Genomic DNA, 17,053 nt, shown 5'->3' with positions numbered 1-17,053 from the left:
TTTGTGCGAAAGGATTTAAATTTAACAGATCGAGAGGTCAAATCGGGAGGTGAGCAGAAATGCCCATCTACGAATTTCGGTGTGAGAATTGTGGCGAGCGTTTCGAGAAGCTTTGTTTTAGCTCTCGTGATGAAAGAGAAACCCGTTGCCCCCGGTGTGGGAGTTATCGGGTGCGAAGGGAATTTTCCACCTTTGCGTGCGGCATCGGGGGCGGGGGAGGCTTCGGATTCGGTTCCTGCGGAACCGGTGGGCACGGTTTCGGATTCGGCTGAGCTTAGATCCAGAGAGGGGCCGTGCGCCCCTCCGAAGTAGTCTGAATGGAAGAGCTGATAAGCTTTTTGCTTGATACCGTTGGTCGGTTAGGGTATCCGGGAATATTCCTTTTGATGGCGCTGGAATCGTCTTTTTTTCCTTTCCCCAGCGAGGTGGTCATCCCTCCGGCAGCCTATCTTGCATCCCGGGGTGAGATGGACCTTTACGGGATTATCGGGGCTGGAGTCGCGGGAAGTCTTGCCGGGGCCTGGTTTAATTACCTTCTGGCTCTCAAACTGGGCCGACCGGCCTTGGAAGCGTTTTTGCGTCGTTACGGAAAATATCTTTTTCTTTCTGAATTTACTCTGTACAAAGTGGAAGACTTTTTTGATCGTCACGGGCATGTTTCCACCTTTATAGGTAGACTTCTTCCGGGCATAAGGCAGTACATAAGCCTTCCCGCAGGACTCGGACGCATGAACCCCTGGCTGTTTTCGGTTTTCACACTCCTGGGAGCCGGCCTCTGGGTAACCGTGCTGGCCATCTGTGGATATGTGGTGGGAAAAAATGAGTCCATGCTTCACAAATTCCTTCATCAAGTCAGTGGAGGGATGATAGTTTTTTCTTTGGTGGTCGTCTTCCTGTATGTCCTGTGGAAGAAAAAGAAATTTTCGGGACTTTAATCGTGTCCGGAAAATATTTTTGTTTTCATGGCTGGAGGACGGGCAGTCAATGCCTGCCGGGTTAAGACCCCGGAGGAATACATTGAACTCGGGGGTTACTTCACCTCGCCGCCCACGATGAGCTCGGGGATGCGGAGGGTGGGCTGGGCGTCGGAGACGGGGACGCCCTGGCCGTCCTTACCGCAGGTGCCGATACCGAAGCCGAGGTCCCGGCCCACCATGTCGATGATCCTGAGAACCTCCGGGCCGTTGCCCACCAGGGTGGCCCCCCTCACCGGTTCTCCCACCTCTCCGTCCTCGATGAGGTAGCCCTCGGTGACCTCGAAAACGAAATCCCCGGTCACGGGATTGACCTCTCCTCCGCCCATCTTTTTCACGAGGAGTCCCCGATCCACGCTGCGGACGATCTCCCCGGGGTCGTGGGGACCGGGGGCGATGTAGGTGTTGGCCATGCGGGGAATGGGACGATACCGGTAAGACTCCCGGCGCCCGTGGCCGTTGGGGGTCTTCCCGAACTTGAGGGCCGTGGCCCGATCGTAGAGGAAGTTTTTGAGCACCCCATTTTCGATGAGGATTACCTTTTCGGCCGGAACCCCTTCGTCGTCGAAGAGATAGGATCCTCGCTTTCCCGGGAGGGTGGGATCGTCGATTACGGTGATGAGGGGCGAGGCCACCCGTTCTCCCAGGCGACCGGCGTAGACCGAGAAGCCCTCCTCGGCGTGGTCGGCCTCAAGACCGTGCCCCACGGCCTCGTGGATCATGGTGCCTCCCGCCTCGGAGGAAAGCACCACCGGCATGCGCCCTCCGGGGGCCCTGCGGGCCGAGAGCATGAGAAGGGCCCTCTCGGCCGCCCGCCGGGCCACCTCCTCCGGGGGGTGCTCCTCGAAAAGCTCAAACCCCATCGTACCTCCAACCGGTTCATAACCCTGCTGAAGGAGGCCCTCCCTCTCGGCCACCACCTGGACCGCAAAGAGGGTGTAAACCCGGGTCTCCTCCACCCACCCTCCTTCGGAATCGAGCATGGCCAGGCGCTTTTCGGTCTCCTGGTAGAGCACCCGCACCTGACGGATCTCCGGGGAAAGTCTGCGGGCCACCTCTCCGGCCCGCTTCACCAGGGCTATCTTACGAGAAAGGTCCACCTCTTCCGGGACCACCTTTACCGGAAGCTGCCCGGAGGCTCTCGGGCCTGGATCCTGGACCGAACGGGCTTCCCGACCGCCGAGTCTTCTGGCCAGGGCCAGCAGGGTGCCGGTGGAAAAGTCGTTGGAGAAGGCGTAACGGGTCTCGAAGTCCCCCTCGATGCGACGCAGGCCCACCCCGGCGTCCTCTCCGGCGGAAAGCTCCTCGATCTTTTCCCCTTCGAGGACTATGCGCAGGGCCCGGGTGTTTTCGAAGTAAAGGTCGGCAAAGAGGGCCCCGGCCGAAAGCGCGGCGAGAACCTTATCCGTACCTCCGGGAAGTTCCATTTCTCTTATCTCCGGCGAAGAGTTCGCCAAGCCAGTTTAAAAACTCCTTCCGGGACGGACAACCCCGGCGGCCGTAGTCGCGAAGGCTCACCGCGGCCACCGTGACTCCCAGGCGGGCCGCCGCCTCCGGGGAAAGCCCCCGGGCCAGACCCGCAAGCACGCCGGCGTTGAAGAAGTCTCCGGCCCCGGTGTTGTCCACCACCCGTGGGGGGCTTTCCGCCGGAAGACTGAAAGCCCCGTTCCTCCTGCTAAAAACCGTAACCCCCCGGGGGCCTCGTTTTACGAAGATCAACTCCGGTCCCGTGGCCAGGAGTCTTTCCGGAGGAAGGCCCAGGGTGTCGAGTTCGGCCTCGGTAATGAAAAGGAGAGAGGTCCTTTCGAGGAGGGGTCTCAGGGTTTTGAAACCGCGGGCGGCGTAGATTTCACCGGGGTCAAGGCTCGTCGGCCCGAAAGCCCTCCGGATCAGACGCCGGTGGAAGGCCAGACCTTCCCCGGTGATCAGGGAGCTCAGGTGCAGCCACTCACCCTTTTTGAGGGGGGGATCGAACTCCGCCAGGGCCTTTTCGGCCGTCCCGGGGGAAACGAAGATGAAGCGATCCCTCCTCCGATCGAGCACGATGAGGGCCATGCCGGTGGTGCCGGAGATCACCACCCGGGAAAGGTCCACGCCCTCTTCCGCAAGCTCGGCGAGCGCGCGCTCGCCCTCCTCGTCGCGGCCGGCGGCCCCGATGAAGGCGGTTTTAAAGCCGAAACGGGAAAGCGCCCACACCGTGTTGGCCGCGGACCCCCCTCCCAGGGCCGCTACGAACCTTCCCCGGGCCTCCAGATAATCCCGCAGGGCGTAGAGGGTCTCCCGGTCGCCGGCGGCCTCTCCCCCGGGACGAAACTCCACCCCCGGAAAGGAAAGCTCCGCCAGCTCGGACACCTCGTAGAAGAGGTCCAGGTTAAGGGCCCCGGAACCGACAAAAATCGCCATGGTCTCCGCACACCCGGCCGGGAGGATCAGTTCTCGGGTTCTCCTTTTTCGAGATGATTGGAGAGATCTATTAGCAATTCCAGGAGTTCGTTGAAGAGGGGAAAGAGCCGTTCCTGCAGGATCTTTCGAATATCCTCACAGTCGGGATTCCGGGTGCGGATCTCTTCGGCCAGCCGACGGGCCTCCTCGTGAAGCTTCTCGTGCACCCCTCGGATTTCCTCCACCAGATACCTGCCCACCTCCGTCAAGGGACAGAAGGAGGAAAGGAACTTCCCCACCGCACATTTTTGAGGATCAAGTTCCAGATGTTCGGAGAAATCCTTGCACTTGAGGGCCTCTTTTATGAGAAGGGCTTTTTTTTGCAGGAAGTCCAAAATTACCAGTTCTATGTAAAGAGAATCCATCCGGGAAGGATCCTTCCGGTCTTTGAGTCTTTTCTCGAAGGATACTTCCTTTTCAAAGAGTTCCGAGATTTCTTTAACTACTTTCTCAAGGGCTTTCCGGAGGTGTTTCAATTGTGAGGAAGGTTTATTTTTCAATTTTGCCCCCTGAAGGCTATTTTGGCACCCTCCAGTCGAAAGATTCCGGGGCCATGTTCTTTTTTTAGCAGAATGGCATTTTTCCCTATACCCACCACCACATTGGGATAGGCCCGCATGGTAACCTGTAGGAAGGCAAAGTCCCCCTTATCAAGCCGGGTCTCCAGGGCCTTGATCCTCTCTTTGATGTCCGCCATCTCCAGGATTCTTTTTTTGAGCACCTGATAGAGTTTTTCCACTATAACCCTCTTTTCCGGGGTCAGGCGCCCGGCCCGGGCCAATCTTATCCCCTGAACCAGGGCCTCTTTCATGCGGTCGGTGACCTCGTCCAGCCTGGAAAATTCCTCCTCCAGTTTTTTTACCTCCTCGGCCACCTCGTAATTGTAGCCCACCTTGATCAGGGTCTTTACGAAGGCAGGGCTGCCCAGCACACTCACCACCGCCGAGCCCTCCACGAAGACCTCTCCCCCCAGAATACCCTCCTTTCCCATCACCGAAAGCATCCCCCCAACGATCACCCGGGCCTGAAGCAGATACCCGCTCACGGTGAGGTTTCCCCGGACTTTTACCGAGGCATACTCCACGATGTTGAGGAAGGCCTCGCGTTCAGCATGGACCTCGATGCGTTCCCCCTTCACGATTCCCTGAACGATCAGAGACCCGCCGGTCTGGATCCTGACTCCGTCCTCCACATTGCCGTGGATCTCCAGGTCCCCGGCACTTTCCACCAGGAAACCCCTTCGCACCGTGCCTTTGATTGTTAACTTTTTACCATAAAACCGGATGTTTCCCGTAGTCCAGTCCACATCTCCCCCCAGGGTATAGACCGGATACAGTCGCAGGTGCTTCCCCCGCAACTCCAGGAACCCCCCTTCCCGGGCCACGATGGTGCCCTCGCGGCTATCGTAGATCAGTCCGGGGCCCAGGGTCAGGTCCACCTGTCCTCCTTTTTCTTCGGTCTTGATGAGATCCTCCACGGCTGCGAGATCCTGATCCGTGGAAGGGAGTTCTTCCCGTATCCGGATCTTTCGGCCCGGCTGGGCCGGAACGGGCTCGCCCCACACCGTGAGCCCGGGAATGCCCGGCGTGGGGGGAGTGATGCGGGCCACCACCGTTCCCGCGGGCACCGAGACTAGGGCGTTAACCTCGCGCCAGTCCACCCGGTGGGGGGAGATCTCCCGCGGTCCCCGGGAGAAGTCCACCAGAAACTCGATCTTGCCGTCCTCCCCGGGCTCCGGAGGCCGCCCGCGGGCCACGATCAGACGCCCGTCTTCCCGGACGGGAGGATCCAGGAGGCCGGTAAGCCCCACTTCTTTCAGCTTTTCCCTGAGGGAAGGATACTCCGCAGGGGACGGAGGAGGCTCCAGCCAGGCCTCCATTCCGTCCGGGGAAGTTCTGAGCTGATAGCCGCCTTCCAGGGTAAGGACCGCGGTGCTCATGGGAGGGCCCCCTTTAACTACCTAAAGTAGCACGAGATTTCAACTTATAGCAAGCCGTTGGCTCAGACACATTCAAATCGATCCCGAGGTCTGGTAAGATCCGGGTATGGAAAAGACGGATCCCGTGCGGGGTCTTTCCGGGGAGGAGGTTCGTCGGCTTCGGGCCCGTTACGGTCCCAATCTTCTGCCGGCGCTTCCCGGGCGATCCCCCCTTAAGATCCTCCTGGCGCAGTTCCGCTCCCTCTTCATCTACGCCCTGATCGTGGCCGGCGTGGTTTCCTACTTCGTGGGAGAGGCGGTGGATGCGGCGGTGATTCTGGCCGTGGTCTTCATCAACGCCCTGATCGGTTTCTTCCAGGAATACAAGGCCGAACGCACCCTGGAAGGCCTTAAAGAGTATCTTAGCCCCAGGGCCCTGGTGGTCAGGGAGGGCCGGGTGCAGAGCATTCCGGCCGAGGAGCTGGTCCCCGGGGATGTGCTGATTCTCCGGGCGGGGATGAAGATCCCGGCGGACGCCCGGTTGCTGGAGGCCCGGGGGCTTCTGGTGGACGAATCCGTGCTCACCGGAGAAAGTCTCCCGGTGGAAAAGGCCCCCGGGGAGGTTCCGGAAGGAGCTCCCCTGGCGGAACGCAAAAACATGGTTTTTTCCGGAACTCTGGTGGTGAACGGCGAGGGCCGGGCCGTGGTGGTAGCCACCGGGGCCCACACCGAATTCGGCAAGATAGCCCGCCTCATGGGGGAGGTGCGTCTGCCCAAGACCCCTCTCGCCCGGAAGCTGGAGGGATTCACCCGGGTGGTAAGCGTGGCCATAGTGATCCTGGCCGGTCTCACCTTCGGGGTGGGCTACCTCCGGAAGTTTCCCCTGGAGGAATCCTTCATGGCCGCGGTGGCGCTCGCGGTCTCGGCCATCCCGGAGGGCCTTCCGGTGATCCTCACCGTGGCCCTGGCCATGGGGGTGAAACGCATGGCCCGTAAGAAGGCCGTGGTGCGTTACCTTCCGGCGGTGGAGACCCTAGGCAGCACCACCGTGATCTTCACGGACAAGACCGGCACCCTGACCCGGAACCAGCTGGTGCTCGAGGTGGTGGTTCGGCCCGGGGGAGAGGTCCGCTCCCCGGAGCGGCTCGCGCCTCCGGATCCCCTCCTCGAGAGCGTGGCCCTCACCCTGGAGGAAGGCCATCCTCTGGACGAGGCCATCCGGGAGAGCCTCCCCCTGGGCGGGGAGTGGAGCACCGGCTATAGAGTGTTGGACAAGAAACCCTTTGACTCCTCGCGCAAGTATTCCGTTCTGTTGGTGGAAAAGGAAGGACGGCGCTGGATCCTCCTCAAGGGGGCTCCGGAAATCGTCCTGGCCCGCTGCGAGGCCGCCTCCCCGCTGGAGGGGGTTCTAACCGAACTCGCCGCCGACGGACTCCGTCTCATCGCCTTTGCCCGCAGAGAAACCCGGGATGAGAGCCTGGGGGACCTTCCCGAAAAAGGGTTTGAGCCCCTGGGACTCCTGGGCTTCCGGGATCCTCCCCGGCCCGAGGCCGCGGAGGCGATCCGAACCTGCCTTTCCGCAGGCATAAGGGTCAAGATGGTCACCGGGGATCATCCCCTCACCGCCGAAGCCATAGGCCACCGGGTGGGGCTTTCGGGAAAAGCCGTCACCGGGGAGGAGATCACTCGTCTCGCCCCGGAGGAGGCTTACGCCCTTCTTTCCGGGACGGATCTCGTGGCCCGGGCCACCCCGGAGACCAAGCTTCGTCTCATCGAGGCCTTCAAGGCGCGGGGAGAGATCGTGGCCATGACCGGGGACGGGGTGAACGATGCTCCGGCGCTCAGGGCCGCACACATAGGCGTGGCCATGGGGAGCGGCACCGAGGTGGCCAAGGAGGCCGCGGACATGGTCCTTCTCGACGACAACTTCGCCACCCTGGTGGCCGCGGTGGAGGAAGGTCGCACCGTCTTCGACAACCTCAGGAAGACCCTGCTCTTCATCCTCCCCACCAACGGGGGAGAATGTCTCCTTCTCCTGGGGAGCCTGCTTCTGGCCTCGGCGCTTCCGGTGCTTCCTCTGCACATCCTCTGGATCAACCTGGTGACCACCGTGGCCCTGGCGGTAACCCTGGCCTTCGAGCCCGCGGAGGAGGTGGTCATGGCCCGTCCTCCTCGTCCCCCGGACGCCCCCCTGCTGGATCGGGGGTTACTCGTTCAGATCCTTCTGGTCTCGGTGCTCATGGCGGGAATCACCTGGGCGGGATTTTCCTGGTGGAAAGCCCGGGGAACGCTGGCCGAGGCCCGCGCCGTAGCCGTGAACCTGCTGGTCTTCATGGAAGCCTTTTATCTACTCAACACCCGATTCTTGGGACGGGCCCCCTGGGACCCGCGCCGGCTTGTTTCCGGAAATCCGGCCCTTCTGCCCGGGCTGGCGGTGATAGTGATTCTTCAGGCGCTCTTCACCTACCTTCCCTTTCTGGACCGCATCTTCCGGGTGGCTCCGCTCCCTCCCGTGGCCTGGGGACCCATCCTGGGAGGAGGAATCCTGCTTTTCGTGCTGGTGGAACTCAAAAAACGCCTCCGGTCCGCCTCTTGACGCTTTCGGGCTCGCGGGAAATACTCCTTTCACCACTCCGAGGCGGGAGGTGATCCGGTGAAACTGGCCATCCTGAGCGACAGCCACGACCACATCCCCAACCTGCGCCGGGCCATCTCGCGGGCCCGGGAGGCCGGGGCCCGGGTGTGTTTCCACTGCGGCGACCTCATCTCCCCCTTCATGGTCCCGGTGCTGGCCGAGTTTCCGGGGCCGGTGCACCTGATCCTGGGCAACAACCGGGGGGACCCGCACCTTCTCGAAAAACAGGTGGCCCGCTTCGAGAATGTGCACTTTCACGGAGAATTCGCCTTCCTCGAGGAAGGCGGACTCTCCATAGCCATGGTCCACTATCCGGAGCTGGCCCGGGGGTTTGCCGCCACCGGGGACTACGACCTGGTCCTCTGCGGGCACACGCATGTTTACAAGGTCCTTCGGGTGGGCCGGACCCTGGTGATCAATCCCGGCGAGATCCTGGGCAAGGAGGGAGCCCCCACCTTCGTCCTCTACGACACCGAAAGCGGCGAGGTAGAGAGGGTGGAACTTGAGGGATAGAGCACGAGAGAAACAAAAAGAGGCCGCTCGGGTCTTTTTTGATGTTTCCAAATACAGCTTCGGCGCAGGAGTGATCGGTGCGGTGCTCTCTCAACATTTGACCGTGGAGCTTTTGGGTTTTATTCTGCTGGTAGGACTGATATCCTTCTTTTTGGGCTGGATGCTCTATCCGGAGGATTGAAAATGGAGATAGGTCTTTTACTGGTGATAGGCATACTTCTCCTGGGGGCCGAGGCCTTTCTCCTTTCAAGACTGGAGCGTCATCGAAGTAAGGTTTCCGGTAGCTGAAGTGCGCGTTGCGGTTGACACCGGGGGAACCTTCACCGACTTCGTGGCCGAGGCGGAGGGTGTCCTTTTAACCCACAAGGTGCCCTCCACTCCGGAGGATCCCTCCCGGGCCATCCTTCGGGGGCTTTCCGAGCTGGCCGAACGCACCGGTGAGCCCGTGGCGGAGGTCCTTCACGGCACCACCGTGGGCACCAACGCCTTTCTCACCCGCCGGGGGGCTCGCGTGGCCCTTCTCACCACCCGCGGTTTCGAGGATGTCGTCTTTATCGGGCGCCAGGCCCGGCCGGCTCTTTACGACTTCATGGTGGAAAAACCCCGGCCGGTGGTGGCCAGGAGCCTGGTGCTGGGAGTGCGGGAGCGGGTGCTCGCCGACGGCACGGTGGAAGTCCCCCTCACCGGGGAGGAACTGGAGCGGGTGCGGACCTGGGTGAAGAACAGGCGTCCGGAGGCGGTAGCGGTATGTTTCCTGCACGCTTACGCGTTTCCGGAACACGAGCGTCGCGTGGCCCGGGTCCTTGCGGATCTGGGGCTTCACATCTCCCTTTCCTCGGAGGTGCGGCCGGAGTTCCGGGAGTTCGAGCGCACCTCCACCACCCTGCTCAATGCCTATCTGGCCCCGGTGATGGGCCGCTATGTGAGGAACCTCGCCGCGGCTCTTCCCGAAAGCCGCATCTTCATCATGCAGTCCAACGGTGGGCTCATGCCGGCGGAGGCCGTGGAGGCCCGGGCGGTGACGACCCTCCTTTCCGGGCCGGCCGGAGGGGTAATGGGGGCGCTCGCCGTGGCCCGAAAGGTCGGGTTCGAGAGGATTATCACCCTCGACATGGGCGGGACCTCCACGGATGTCTCTCTCTGCGACGGAGCCCCCACCTACACCCGGGAGTACGAGATCGAGGGACACCCGGTGGCCCTTCCCCTCATCGACATTCACACCATCGGGGCCGGGGGTGGGTCGCTGGCCTGGTTTGACGCGGGCGGGGCGCTCAGGGTGGGGCCGCAGAGCGCCGGTGCGGACCCCGGGCCGGCCTGCTACGGACGGGGAGGCACCCGACCCACCGTAACCGACGCCCATGTGCTGGCCGGTCGCCTTCTTCCGCACCGGTTCCTGGGCGGGCGCATGCCCCTTCACCCGGAGCGGGCCACCCGGGCGCTTGCCGAGACCGGAGCCCCACGGGGGCTCTCCCCCGAGGCCCTCGCCAGGGCCATCATCGAGATCACCAACACCAACATGGAAACCGCCCTGCGCAGGGTCTCCCTTGAGCGGGGCTACGATCCCCGGGAATTCGTCCTGGTGGCCTTCGGCGGAGCCGGGGCCCTTCACGCCGCGGAGCTCACCGAACGGCTGGCCATCCCCCGGGTGCTGGTCCCCAGACTTTCGGGAGTCCTTTCGGCCCTGGGAATACTCACCGCCGAGCCGCGCTTCGACTTCACCGCCGGCCTGCGTCCCTCCCGGGATCCCGTCTCCCGGGAGTTTCTGGCGGCAAGACTCGCCGCCCTCCGGGAGAAGGCCCGGGAGGAGATCCGGCGTCTGGGCTTTCCCGAGGGGGACCTCTCCTTCCGGGAGTTCGTGGACCTGCGCTATCGCGGCCAGTCCTTCGAAATAACCGTGCCCTTCGGTCCGGACTTCGAGGAGGCCTTTCATCGGGAACACGAAAGACTTTACGGGTTCCGGCTCCCGGAAAAGCCCCTCGAGGCCACCGCGGTACGGCTCTCGGCCACGGTGTGCCGCCCCGTTCCGGAGCTGCCTCCCTTCCGGGGAGGAGAAGGGCTTCGCCCCGTGGAGCATACCGGCCTCCTGGTGGGGAAGGGACGCCGGCTCCGGAGCCCGGTCTACCTCTGGGAGGAGCTGCCGGTGGAGGCGGAATTTTCCGGACCCGCCCTGGTGGTGAGCGACTTCGCCACCGTTTACCTCCCTCCCGGATTCCGGGCCGCCTGCGACCGCTACGGAAACCTCCACCTCTATCGTTTCTAGTCCTCATCTCCTCTGGTGGACCAGGTTCGGTTTTGCACGGACGGCGTTTTGGCATTATTTTGGGTAAAAAATTGATCCCGCGGAGAAAGATAGTGAGTGAGGCTAAGGGAGATAAGGAGAGATCTTTTCGTTCCGGGTTCGTGGCCATAGTGGGGCTCCCCAATGTGGGAAAATCCACTCTCATGAACCAGCTCCTGGGCACCAAAGTGGCCATAGCCACCCCCAAGCCCCAGACCACGCGTTTTCAGGTCCGGGGCATCCTTACCGGGCCGGACTATCAGGTGGTCTTCGTGGACACGCCGGGTATTCACCAGGCCCGGGACCTCTTTAATCGTCTCATGGTGGAGCAGGCCGTGCGAGCCATTGAGGAGGTTGACGGGGTTCTGTGGGTGGTGGATGCCTCCGAACGCCGACCAGAGGCGGAAGAGAAGATCCTGGAGATTCTGCGCCGGGTCAACAAACCCGCGGTGCTGGCCCTGAACAAGATCGACCTGGTCAAAAAGGCTGAGCTCCTCCCCATGATCGACTACTTCTCGCGCATCTATCCCTTCCGGGCTATCGTGCCGGTCTCGGCCCTGGAGCGGGACGGTCTTCCGGATCTGCTCCAGGAGATCGTGGCCCTCCTTCCGGAGGGGCCGCCCTACTATCCGTCGGAAATGGTGACCGACCAGCCGGAAAGGGTGCTCGCCGCGGAAATCATCCGGGAAAAACTCTTCATGCTCACCCGGCAGGAGATTCCCTACTCCACCGCGGTGGTGGTGGAGGAATTCCGGGAGGATCCGGGAAAGAATCTGCTGGTCATTCAGGCTACCATATATGTGGAAAAGGATTCGCAGAAGGGCATCGTGATAGGGAAGGGCGGACAGATGCTTAAAAAGATCGGAACGCTCGCCCGGGAGGAACTAGAGTTCATCTTCGGAAAGAGGGTGTATCTTGACCTCTGGGTCAAGGTGCTCAAGGGCTGGAGGAAGGAAGAACGCCTTCTGCGACGCCTGGAGTTTCCGTACTTTTAGGGCACACTGTCTCTCGAAGTGAACATCATCCCGACCCTGATCCCACTCCGGGAAGGGTCGTTTCGGGGCCGGGAGGGGATCTCCGCCCCCCGGGCTTTGTGGCACGGTTTTTGTTATCATAATGAGATAAAGACCATCCGGGTCCGGAGGAGGGATGCAGAAGTTTCAGCAGACGCTTGCGGCAAGTGTAGTTCTGGAAGGGGAGGGAGTATTTTCCGGGAAGACCGTAAGGGTGTGGCTTGAGCCGGCGGAAGCGGACGCCGGGGTAGTCTTTGTGCGGGAGGATCTTCCCGGAGCGCCGCGCATTGCGTTGCGTCCGGAAAATGTCCTGGGCACCGAAGGGGCCACGGTGATTTCTGACGGGAAAAACAGCGTGTACCTGGTGGAACACCTCCTTTCGGCCCTCCACGGCCTGGGCATCGACAATGTGATCGTGCGGGTATGGGGACCGGAGATACCGCTTTTTGACGGCTCGGCGGAGGTGTTTGTGCGCGAGATTCTGGCCTGCGGTCTGCGGTTGCAACCCGCGGCCAAGCGTTTCGTGGAGGTTTTGCGTCCCTTCGAGGTGCGCAACGGGGTGGGGCGCGTTCTATTTCGCCCGGCCGATGAACTGCGCATATCGGTGCGCATTGCCTTTGATCATCCCCTTATCGGGGAACAGGAACTATCCCTGCGGGTCAATCCTCTTTCCTACCAGAAGGAGGTGGCCTTTGCCCGGACCTTCGGCTTCAAGGAGGATCTCCTGCGCCGGCGCGAGAAGGGTCTTCTTCGCGGGGGGAGCCTGGAGAACGCTCTGGTGCTGGACGATAAAGGGGTGATCAATGGTAAATTGCGGGCCCGTGACGAATTCGTGCGGCACAAAGCCCTCGACCTTCTGGGGGATCTTTTCGTGGCCGGCTGGGCCCTTCGCGGCGAGATTCAGGCCGAACTCTCCGGGCACCGTCTCCACATCGAAGCGGTGAAGAGCCTTCTTTCCGCTCCCCAGGCGGTGCGTTTCTCCGATGGCCTTCCGGCTCTGGCCCTTTTTTTCCTGGCCCAGCCCCGGAATCGGGCCGTTCGTCCTAGGTGTTGATCTTTTTCTATCTATGGTAAAATGGATTCAACGACGGGGGTGGAGGAGACTCTTCTCCCGGTCGGAATTTCAGTTAAAAGGAGTATTTTATGCGCAGGGCCAAGGTAGGAGATGTGGTAAGTATTTATTGCGTGGGTATGCTGGAAAACGGGGAGATCTTCGAACAGACCCCGGAAGGGGAACCTTTCTACTTCCAGGTGGGTTCTCCGGAAATCATCCCCGGGTTGTCCGAGGCCGTGGTGGGTATGGCCGAGGGTGAGGAGAAGGAGGTGCTTCTTTCCCCGGACAAGGCCTTCGGGGAGAGGGACGAGAACCTGGTGCGGGAGATTCCCCGGGAGGCCATCTCCCTTGAAACGGAGCCCCAGGTGGGCATGATGCTCAATCTCATCGTGGACACCCCCCAGGGGGAGATGCAGTTTCCGGCTCTGGTCACCGCGGTGGATGATCAAAAAATCGTTCTGGACCTGAATCCCCCTCTGGCCGGCAAGAATGTCATCTTTCGCATCAAGCTTCTGGGGATTCACGATCAGGAGGAGTTAGAGCTTCAGGGCCTCTAGGACCTCCTGAGAGATCCCGAAGCTTTCTTCCGGGCCGGGGAAGCGCCGCATTTTCACCTCCTGCGTATAAGCGCGCACGGCCCGGAGGATTTCGTCGGCTGCGTTGCCGTAAGCCCGTACGAATCGTGGTCTGAAACGGGGCCAGAGGCCCACTACATCGTGAAAGACCAGGATCTGGCCGTCGGTGTGGGGGCCGGCTCCTATGCCGATGGTGGGCACCGGGACCCTTTCGGTGAGACGACGGGCCAACTCCGCAGGCACGCATTCCAGGACCAGAGCAAAGATTCCGGCCTCCACCAGGGCTTCGGCGTCTCGCATAAGCTTGCGGGCGGAGTCCAGGTCTCGTCCCTGCACCCGATATCCTCCGAGTGCAGAGGCCCGCTGAGGAGTGAGCCCGATGTGTCCCAGGACCGGGATCCCGGCCCGAACCACCGCCGCCACTATCTCGGCCACCTCCTCACCACCCTCGATCTTTACCGCCTGGCACCCTCCTTCTTTCAGGAAACGCCCCGCGTTGCGGATGGCCTCCCCTGGGCCGGTCTGATAGGAGAGGAAGGGCATGTCTCCCACGATAAGGGCCCGCCGGGCCCCCCGCGCCACTGCCCGGGAGAACACCAGCATTTCTTCCATGGTGATGGGCAGGGTATCCTCGTGTCCCAGGATCACCATGGCCGCGGAATCCCCCACCAGGAGCAGTTCCACTCCGGCCTCTTCCGCCAGCCTGGCGGAAAGAAAGTCGTAGGCGGTGAGAGCCACCAGCGGCTCTCCGCCCTTCCGGGCCCGGATGTCCGCGGCAGTGAGACGACCCATCCCTTAAAAAGGTAGCGCATTTCGCCGGGCTTTTAAATAGGCGTAGGCCCGTTCGGTAAGCACCCGTCCCTTTCTGGTACGGCGCAGAAGCCCGCAGCGAATCAGATAGGGTTCGTGAAGATCCTCCAGGGTCTGAGGATCCTCGCAGAGGGCGGTGGCCAGGGTGGAGAGCCCCACCGGCCCCCCGTCGAACTTTTCAAGGATGGTTTCAAGGATTCGGCGATCCAGGGGGGAAAGTCCCAGGGGATCGAGATCCATCAGGGAAAGGGCCTCCTCGGCCACGCGGGAGGTAATCTCATTGCAGCCGTGGACCTGGGCGAAGTCCCTGACCCGGCGGAGAAGGCGATTGGCGATGCGGGGAGTGCCCCGGGACCGGGAGGCGATAAGCCGGGCGGCCTCCTCGGTAATGGAAAGCCCCAGGATCCCGGCCGAGCGCTTCACGATGAGGGTGAGGGCCTCCTCGTCGTAAAAGTCCAGCTTGAAGACGATGCCGAACCGATCCCGCAGGGGGGCGGATAGGAGACCGGGACGGGTGGTGGCCCCGATGAGGGTAAACCGGGGGAGTTTGAGCCGCACCGCCCGGGCCCCCGGCCCTTTTCCCACCACGAAATCCAGGGCGAAGTCCTCCATCGCCGGATAAAGGACCTCCTCGCAGGCCCGGGGGAGGCGGTGGATCTCGTCTATGAAGAGGATGTCCCGGTCCTCCAGCGTGGTGAGGATGGCGGCGAGGTCTCCCGGTCTTTCCAGCGCCGCCCCGGAGGTGATTTTGAGGTTTACGGAGAGCTCGTTGGCCACCACCTGGGCCAGGGTGGTCTTCCCCAGCCCGGGAAATCCGGTGAGAAGCATGTGATCCAGGGCCTCTCCGCGGGATCGGGCCGCGGAAAGATAGACGGAAAGCTCCCTCTTTACGGCCTCCTGGCCGATGTATTCCGCAAGGGTCCGGGGACGCAACCGATCCATGGTATGCTCAGAAGCAATTATAACCCAAACCGGCCGCCCGCAGGATTTAAACTGGAGAGAGGCGTTTCAGGGCCTCCCGTAGCAGGGCGTCCAGATCCTCCTCGCCGGTATAGACCTCCGAGAGGGCCTTCTCGGCCTCGGTAACGGGGAACCCCAGGTGTCGAAGGATACGAAGGGCCTCCTCGTAAAGCGGAGGGCGCGGCCGGTCTTTCTTCCTGAGAGCGAGTCGCCCACGAAGTTCCACACAAAGTTTCTCGGCCCGTCTAGGACCTATGCCCGGCACCCGGGAGAGCGCCTCCACATCCTCACTTCGCACCGCTTCCTCCAGTTCTTCCGGGCGAAAAAGGGCCAGTATGTTCAGGGCCAGACGCGGTCCCACCCCGGAAAGAGAAGCCAGGAGCCGGAAGGTATCCCGGGACTCCTCGTCAGCAAAGCCAAAAAGTTCCGGAACGCCCTCCTGGATCCATAGACAGATCGGAAGTCGAAGCACCTGCCCGGGGGCGGGAAGTTTTTCGGTAAGGGTGAAAGGTACGGTAACCTCAAATACCAGGGCTCCGACCTCAAGCCACACCTTGCCCGGAATTTTGCGTATCACTCGCCCACGAATTTCTGAAAGCACCCTTCTTCCCTCAGGATGTGGGTAAGAGCCACGGCCAGGGCATCGGCGGCATCCGGAGAGGTTTCCCCATTGAGCGCGAGGAGGGCTCTTACCATGTAAGCCACCTGGTGCTTCGGTGCCCTACCGTTCCCGGTAAGGGCCTGTTTAATAACCGCAGGATGGTAGGTGAAGACGGGAAGATCGGCCCGGGCCGCCAGGAGCAGAACCACTCCCTGGGCCTGACCCAGGGTGAGGGCCGCCCGGGGGAAACGCTCCGGAATCACCTCCTCCAGGGCCAGAGCTTCCGGAGCGAATCTGTCCAGAAGCGCCGAAAGACCCTGGTAGAGCGTGTGGAGTCGTCGGGGCAACCCCTCCCGCTCGGGAAGACGGAGTTCCCCCCAGGCGATAGCCCGGGGCGGTGGACCGCTTTCCACCACTCCGTAACCGGTAATCCGGGAACCGGGATCCACCCCGAGCACGCGCACCATTAACTCCCGGAGAGTTTTTCCATAATGGCCTCCGGGATGTCGAAGTTGGCGTAAACGCGCTGGACATCGTCGTGGTCCTCCAGCATTTCCATGAGGCGGAGCATCTGCTGAGCGGTTTTCTCGTCCTCTATGCGCACCGTGCTCTTGGGCACCAGGGTAATCCGGGCCGAGGAGGGCTTCATCCCCGCCTTCTCCACCCCGGCCTTAACCTCCTCGAAGTCCTCGGGAGCGGTGATGATCTCGAACTCCCCTTCGTAGACGCGCACATCCTCGGCTCCGGCCTCAAGGGCTGCCTCCAGGACCTGATCCTCGGAAAGTCCGTTCCTCGGGATCACGATGAGGCCCTTCTTTTCAAAAATCCAGGACACCGCCCCGGGCTCGGCGAGGTTTCCCCCGCACTTACTGAAGATGTGCCGGAGCTCCGATACGGTGCGACGACGGTTGTCGGTGACGCTTTCAATGAAGACCGCCACACCCCCGGGGCCGTAGCCCTCAAAGGTGGCCTCCTCGTAACGGGTTCCCTCCTCCAGGCCCAGTCCTTTACGGATGGCCCGCTCGATGTTCTCCTTGGGCATGTTGGCGGCCTTGGCCGCGGCTATGGCCGCCCGCAGGCGGGGGTTGGAGTCCGGATCCCCGCCTCCGAGCCGCGCCGCCACCATGATCTCGCGGGTGATCTTGGTGAAAAGACGCCCCCGTTTGGCGTCCTGGGCCGCCTTTTTGCGTTTGATCTGAGCCCAGTGAGAATGACCGGCCATAAAAACCCCTCCTCCGGCAAAGGCTATCCCATTATACCGCCGGGCCGTCTCCTTTCAA

Annotated in this window: 18 protein-coding genes; 9 read left to right on the top strand and 9 right to left on the bottom strand. The window is 62.0% G+C overall.

The annotated features are described in order from the left end of the window. Positions 1-59: 59 nt before the first annotated feature. Together K3767_RS02855 and K3767_RS02850 are read left to right on the top strand one after the other, a co-directional pair. On the top strand, positions 60-272 hold the full coding sequence (locus tag K3767_RS02855; RefSeq protein WP_221172052.1) for an FmdB family zinc ribbon protein: 213 nt from the start codon (positions 60-62) through the stop codon (positions 270-272). A 45-nt stretch (positions 273-317) separates the two neighbouring features. Beyond that, a complete protein-coding gene (locus K3767_RS02850) occupies positions 318-935 on the top strand; it encodes a DedA family protein (protein ID WP_221172051.1) in 618 nt (205 codons plus the stop codon). 95 nt (positions 936-1,030) lie between these two features. Here the strand turns inward: K3767_RS02850 and K3767_RS02845 are convergent, their stop codons facing one another. The 4 genes from K3767_RS02845 to K3767_RS02830 are packed head-to-tail and all read right to left on the bottom strand — an operon-like array spanning position 1,031 to position 5,355. Beyond that, positions 1,031-2,401, bottom strand: a complete 1,371-nt coding sequence (locus K3767_RS02845; RefSeq protein WP_221172382.1) for a TldD/PmbA family protein — start codon at positions 2,399-2,401, stop codon at positions 1,031-1,033. Next, the gene (locus tag K3767_RS02840) at positions 2,376-3,377 is read right to left on the bottom strand and encodes a carbohydrate kinase family protein (RefSeq protein WP_221172050.1); all 1,002 of its coding nucleotides are present in this window, start codon (positions 3,375-3,377) and stop codon (positions 2,376-2,378) included. The genes K3767_RS02845 and K3767_RS02840 overlap by 26 nt, the downstream gene beginning before the upstream one ends. 26 nt (positions 3,378-3,403) lie before the next feature. Further along, on the bottom strand, positions 3,404-3,916 hold the full coding sequence (locus K3767_RS02835) for a CZB domain-containing protein (RefSeq protein ID WP_221172049.1): 513 nt from the start codon (positions 3,914-3,916) through the stop codon (positions 3,404-3,406). Next, complete coding sequence (locus tag K3767_RS02830; RefSeq protein ID WP_221172048.1) at positions 3,913-5,355, bottom strand: FapA family protein; 1,443 nt, start codon at positions 5,353-5,355, stop codon at positions 3,913-3,915. Before K3767_RS02830 ends, K3767_RS02835 begins: the two co-directional genes overlap by 4 nt. A 106-nt stretch (positions 5,356-5,461) precedes the next feature. Here K3767_RS02830 and K3767_RS02825 point away from each other — a divergent pair, with 106 nt between their 5' ends. The 7 genes from K3767_RS02825 to K3767_RS02795 all read left to right on the top strand — a co-directional run bounded on the left by K3767_RS02825 (position 5,462) and on the right by K3767_RS02795 (position 13,384). Then, entirely contained in the window at positions 5,462-7,930 is a 2,469-nt protein-coding gene (locus K3767_RS02825) for an HAD-IC family P-type ATPase (RefSeq protein WP_221172047.1), read from the top strand. 57 nt (positions 7,931-7,987) lie between these two features. After that, complete coding sequence (locus K3767_RS02820; protein WP_221172046.1) at positions 7,988-8,482, top strand: YfcE family phosphodiesterase; 495 nt, start codon at positions 7,988-7,990, stop codon at positions 8,480-8,482. Beyond that, entirely contained in the window at positions 8,472-8,663 is a 192-nt protein-coding gene (locus K3767_RS02815; RefSeq protein ID WP_221172045.1) for a hypothetical protein, read from the top strand. Before K3767_RS02820 ends, K3767_RS02815 begins: the two co-directional genes overlap by 11 nt. A 108-nt stretch (positions 8,664-8,771) precedes the next feature. Further along, positions 8,772-10,742 carry a hydantoinase/oxoprolinase family protein gene (locus K3767_RS02810; RefSeq protein WP_221172044.1) on the top strand — a complete coding sequence of 657 codons (1,971 nt, stop codon included), beginning with the start codon at positions 8,772-8,774 and terminating at the stop codon, positions 10,740-10,742. A gap of 92 nt (positions 10,743-10,834) precedes the next feature. Next, a complete protein-coding gene (gene era, locus K3767_RS02805) occupies positions 10,835-11,755 on the top strand; it encodes a GTPase Era (protein WP_221172043.1) in 921 nt (306 codons plus the stop codon). Between the two features lie 154 nt (positions 11,756-11,909). Beyond that, complete coding sequence (gene lpxC / locus K3767_RS02800) at positions 11,910-12,827, top strand: UDP-3-O-acyl-N-acetylglucosamine deacetylase (RefSeq protein WP_221172042.1); 918 nt, start codon at positions 11,910-11,912, stop codon at positions 12,825-12,827. An 89-nt stretch (positions 12,828-12,916) separates the two neighbouring features. Beyond that, the gene (locus tag K3767_RS02795) at positions 12,917-13,384 is read left to right on the top strand and encodes a peptidylprolyl isomerase (RefSeq protein WP_221172041.1); all 468 of its coding nucleotides are present in this window, start codon (positions 12,917-12,919) and stop codon (positions 13,382-13,384) included. On the opposite strand, the gene panB is transcribed toward K3767_RS02795, so the two are convergent. From panB to K3767_RS02770, 5 genes are read right to left on the bottom strand one after another with little or no spacing between them, the layout of a single operon-like run. Continuing rightward, complete coding sequence (gene panB / locus K3767_RS02790) at positions 13,364-14,194, bottom strand: 3-methyl-2-oxobutanoate hydroxymethyltransferase (protein WP_221172040.1); 831 nt, start codon at positions 14,192-14,194, stop codon at positions 13,364-13,366. The genes K3767_RS02795 and panB overlap by 21 nt on opposite strands. A 3-nt stretch (positions 14,195-14,197) precedes the next feature. After that, positions 14,198-15,154: a Holliday junction branch migration DNA helicase RuvB gene (gene ruvB, locus K3767_RS02785; RefSeq protein WP_221172039.1), complete on the bottom strand. Its 957-nt coding sequence runs from the start codon at positions 15,152-15,154 to the stop codon at positions 14,198-14,200. 46 nt (positions 15,155-15,200) lie between these two features. Beyond that, a complete protein-coding gene (ruvA, locus tag K3767_RS02780; protein ID WP_221172038.1) occupies positions 15,201-15,749 on the bottom strand; it encodes a Holliday junction branch migration protein RuvA in 549 nt (182 codons plus the stop codon). Continuing rightward, positions 15,746-16,240 (bottom strand): crossover junction endodeoxyribonuclease RuvC, encoded by a 495-nt coding sequence (gene ruvC, locus K3767_RS02775; protein WP_221172037.1) that lies wholly within the window; start codon positions 16,238-16,240, stop codon positions 15,746-15,748. The genes ruvA and ruvC overlap by 4 nt, the downstream gene beginning before the upstream one ends. Next, positions 16,240-16,995 carry a YebC/PmpR family DNA-binding transcriptional regulator gene (locus K3767_RS02770; RefSeq protein WP_221172036.1) on the bottom strand — a complete coding sequence of 252 codons (756 nt, stop codon included), beginning with the start codon at positions 16,993-16,995 and terminating at the stop codon, positions 16,240-16,242. Before K3767_RS02770 ends, ruvC begins: the two co-directional genes overlap by 1 nt. Between the last annotated feature and the right edge of the window lie 58 nt (positions 16,996-17,053).

It is taken from the genome of Thermosulfurimonas sp. F29, from assembly GCF_019688735.1.
In the GTDB taxonomy this organism is placed as follows: domain Bacteria; phylum Desulfobacterota; class Thermodesulfobacteria; order Thermodesulfobacteriales; family Thermodesulfobacteriaceae; genus Thermosulfurimonas_A.
The sequence above is the reverse complement of the archived record's forward strand: the minus strand, read 5'-3'. Positions and strand labels throughout refer to the sequence as shown.

What these genes read in the sequence shown, in the direction of transcription:
- K3767_RS02850 (WP_221172051.1), top strand. Translation starts at nt 318, where the DNA reads ATGGAAGAGCTGATAAGCTTTTTGCTTGATACCGTTGGTCGGTTAGGG.
- K3767_RS02795 (WP_221172041.1), top strand. Translation starts at nt 12,917, where the DNA reads ATGCGCAGGGCCAAGGTAGGAGATGTGGTAAGTATTTATTGCGTGGGT.
- K3767_RS02855 (WP_221172052.1), top strand. Translation starts at nt 60, where the DNA reads ATGCCCATCTACGAATTTCGGTGTGAGAATTGTGGCGAGCGTTTCGAG.
- panB (WP_221172040.1), bottom strand. Translation starts at nt 14,194, where the DNA reads ATGGGTCGTCTCACTGCCGCGGACATCCGGGCCCGGAAGGGCGGAGAG.
- ruvB (WP_221172039.1), bottom strand. Translation starts at nt 15,154, where the DNA reads ATGGATCGGTTGCGTCCCCGGACCCTTGCGGAATACATCGGCCAGGAG.
- K3767_RS02845 (WP_221172382.1), bottom strand. Translation starts at nt 2,401, where the DNA reads ATGGAACTTCCCGGAGGTACGGATAAGGTTCTCGCCGCGCTTTCGGCC.
- K3767_RS02840 (WP_221172050.1), bottom strand. Translation starts at nt 3,377, where the DNA reads ATGGCGATTTTTGTCGGTTCCGGGGCCCTTAACCTGGACCTCTTCTAC.
- K3767_RS02825 (WP_221172047.1), top strand. Translation starts at nt 5,462, where the DNA reads ATGGAAAAGACGGATCCCGTGCGGGGTCTTTCCGGGGAGGAGGTTCGT.
- K3767_RS02830 (WP_221172048.1), bottom strand. Translation starts at nt 5,355, where the DNA reads ATGAGCACCGCGGTCCTTACCCTGGAAGGCGGCTATCAGCTCAGAACT.
- K3767_RS02770 (WP_221172036.1), bottom strand. Translation starts at nt 16,995, where the DNA reads ATGGCCGGTCATTCTCACTGGGCTCAGATCAAACGCAAAAAGGCGGCC.
- ruvC (WP_221172037.1), bottom strand. Translation starts at nt 16,240, where the DNA reads ATGGTGCGCGTGCTCGGGGTGGATCCCGGTTCCCGGATTACCGGTTAC.
- lpxC (WP_221172042.1), top strand. Translation starts at nt 11,910, where the DNA reads ATGCAGAAGTTTCAGCAGACGCTTGCGGCAAGTGTAGTTCTGGAAGGG.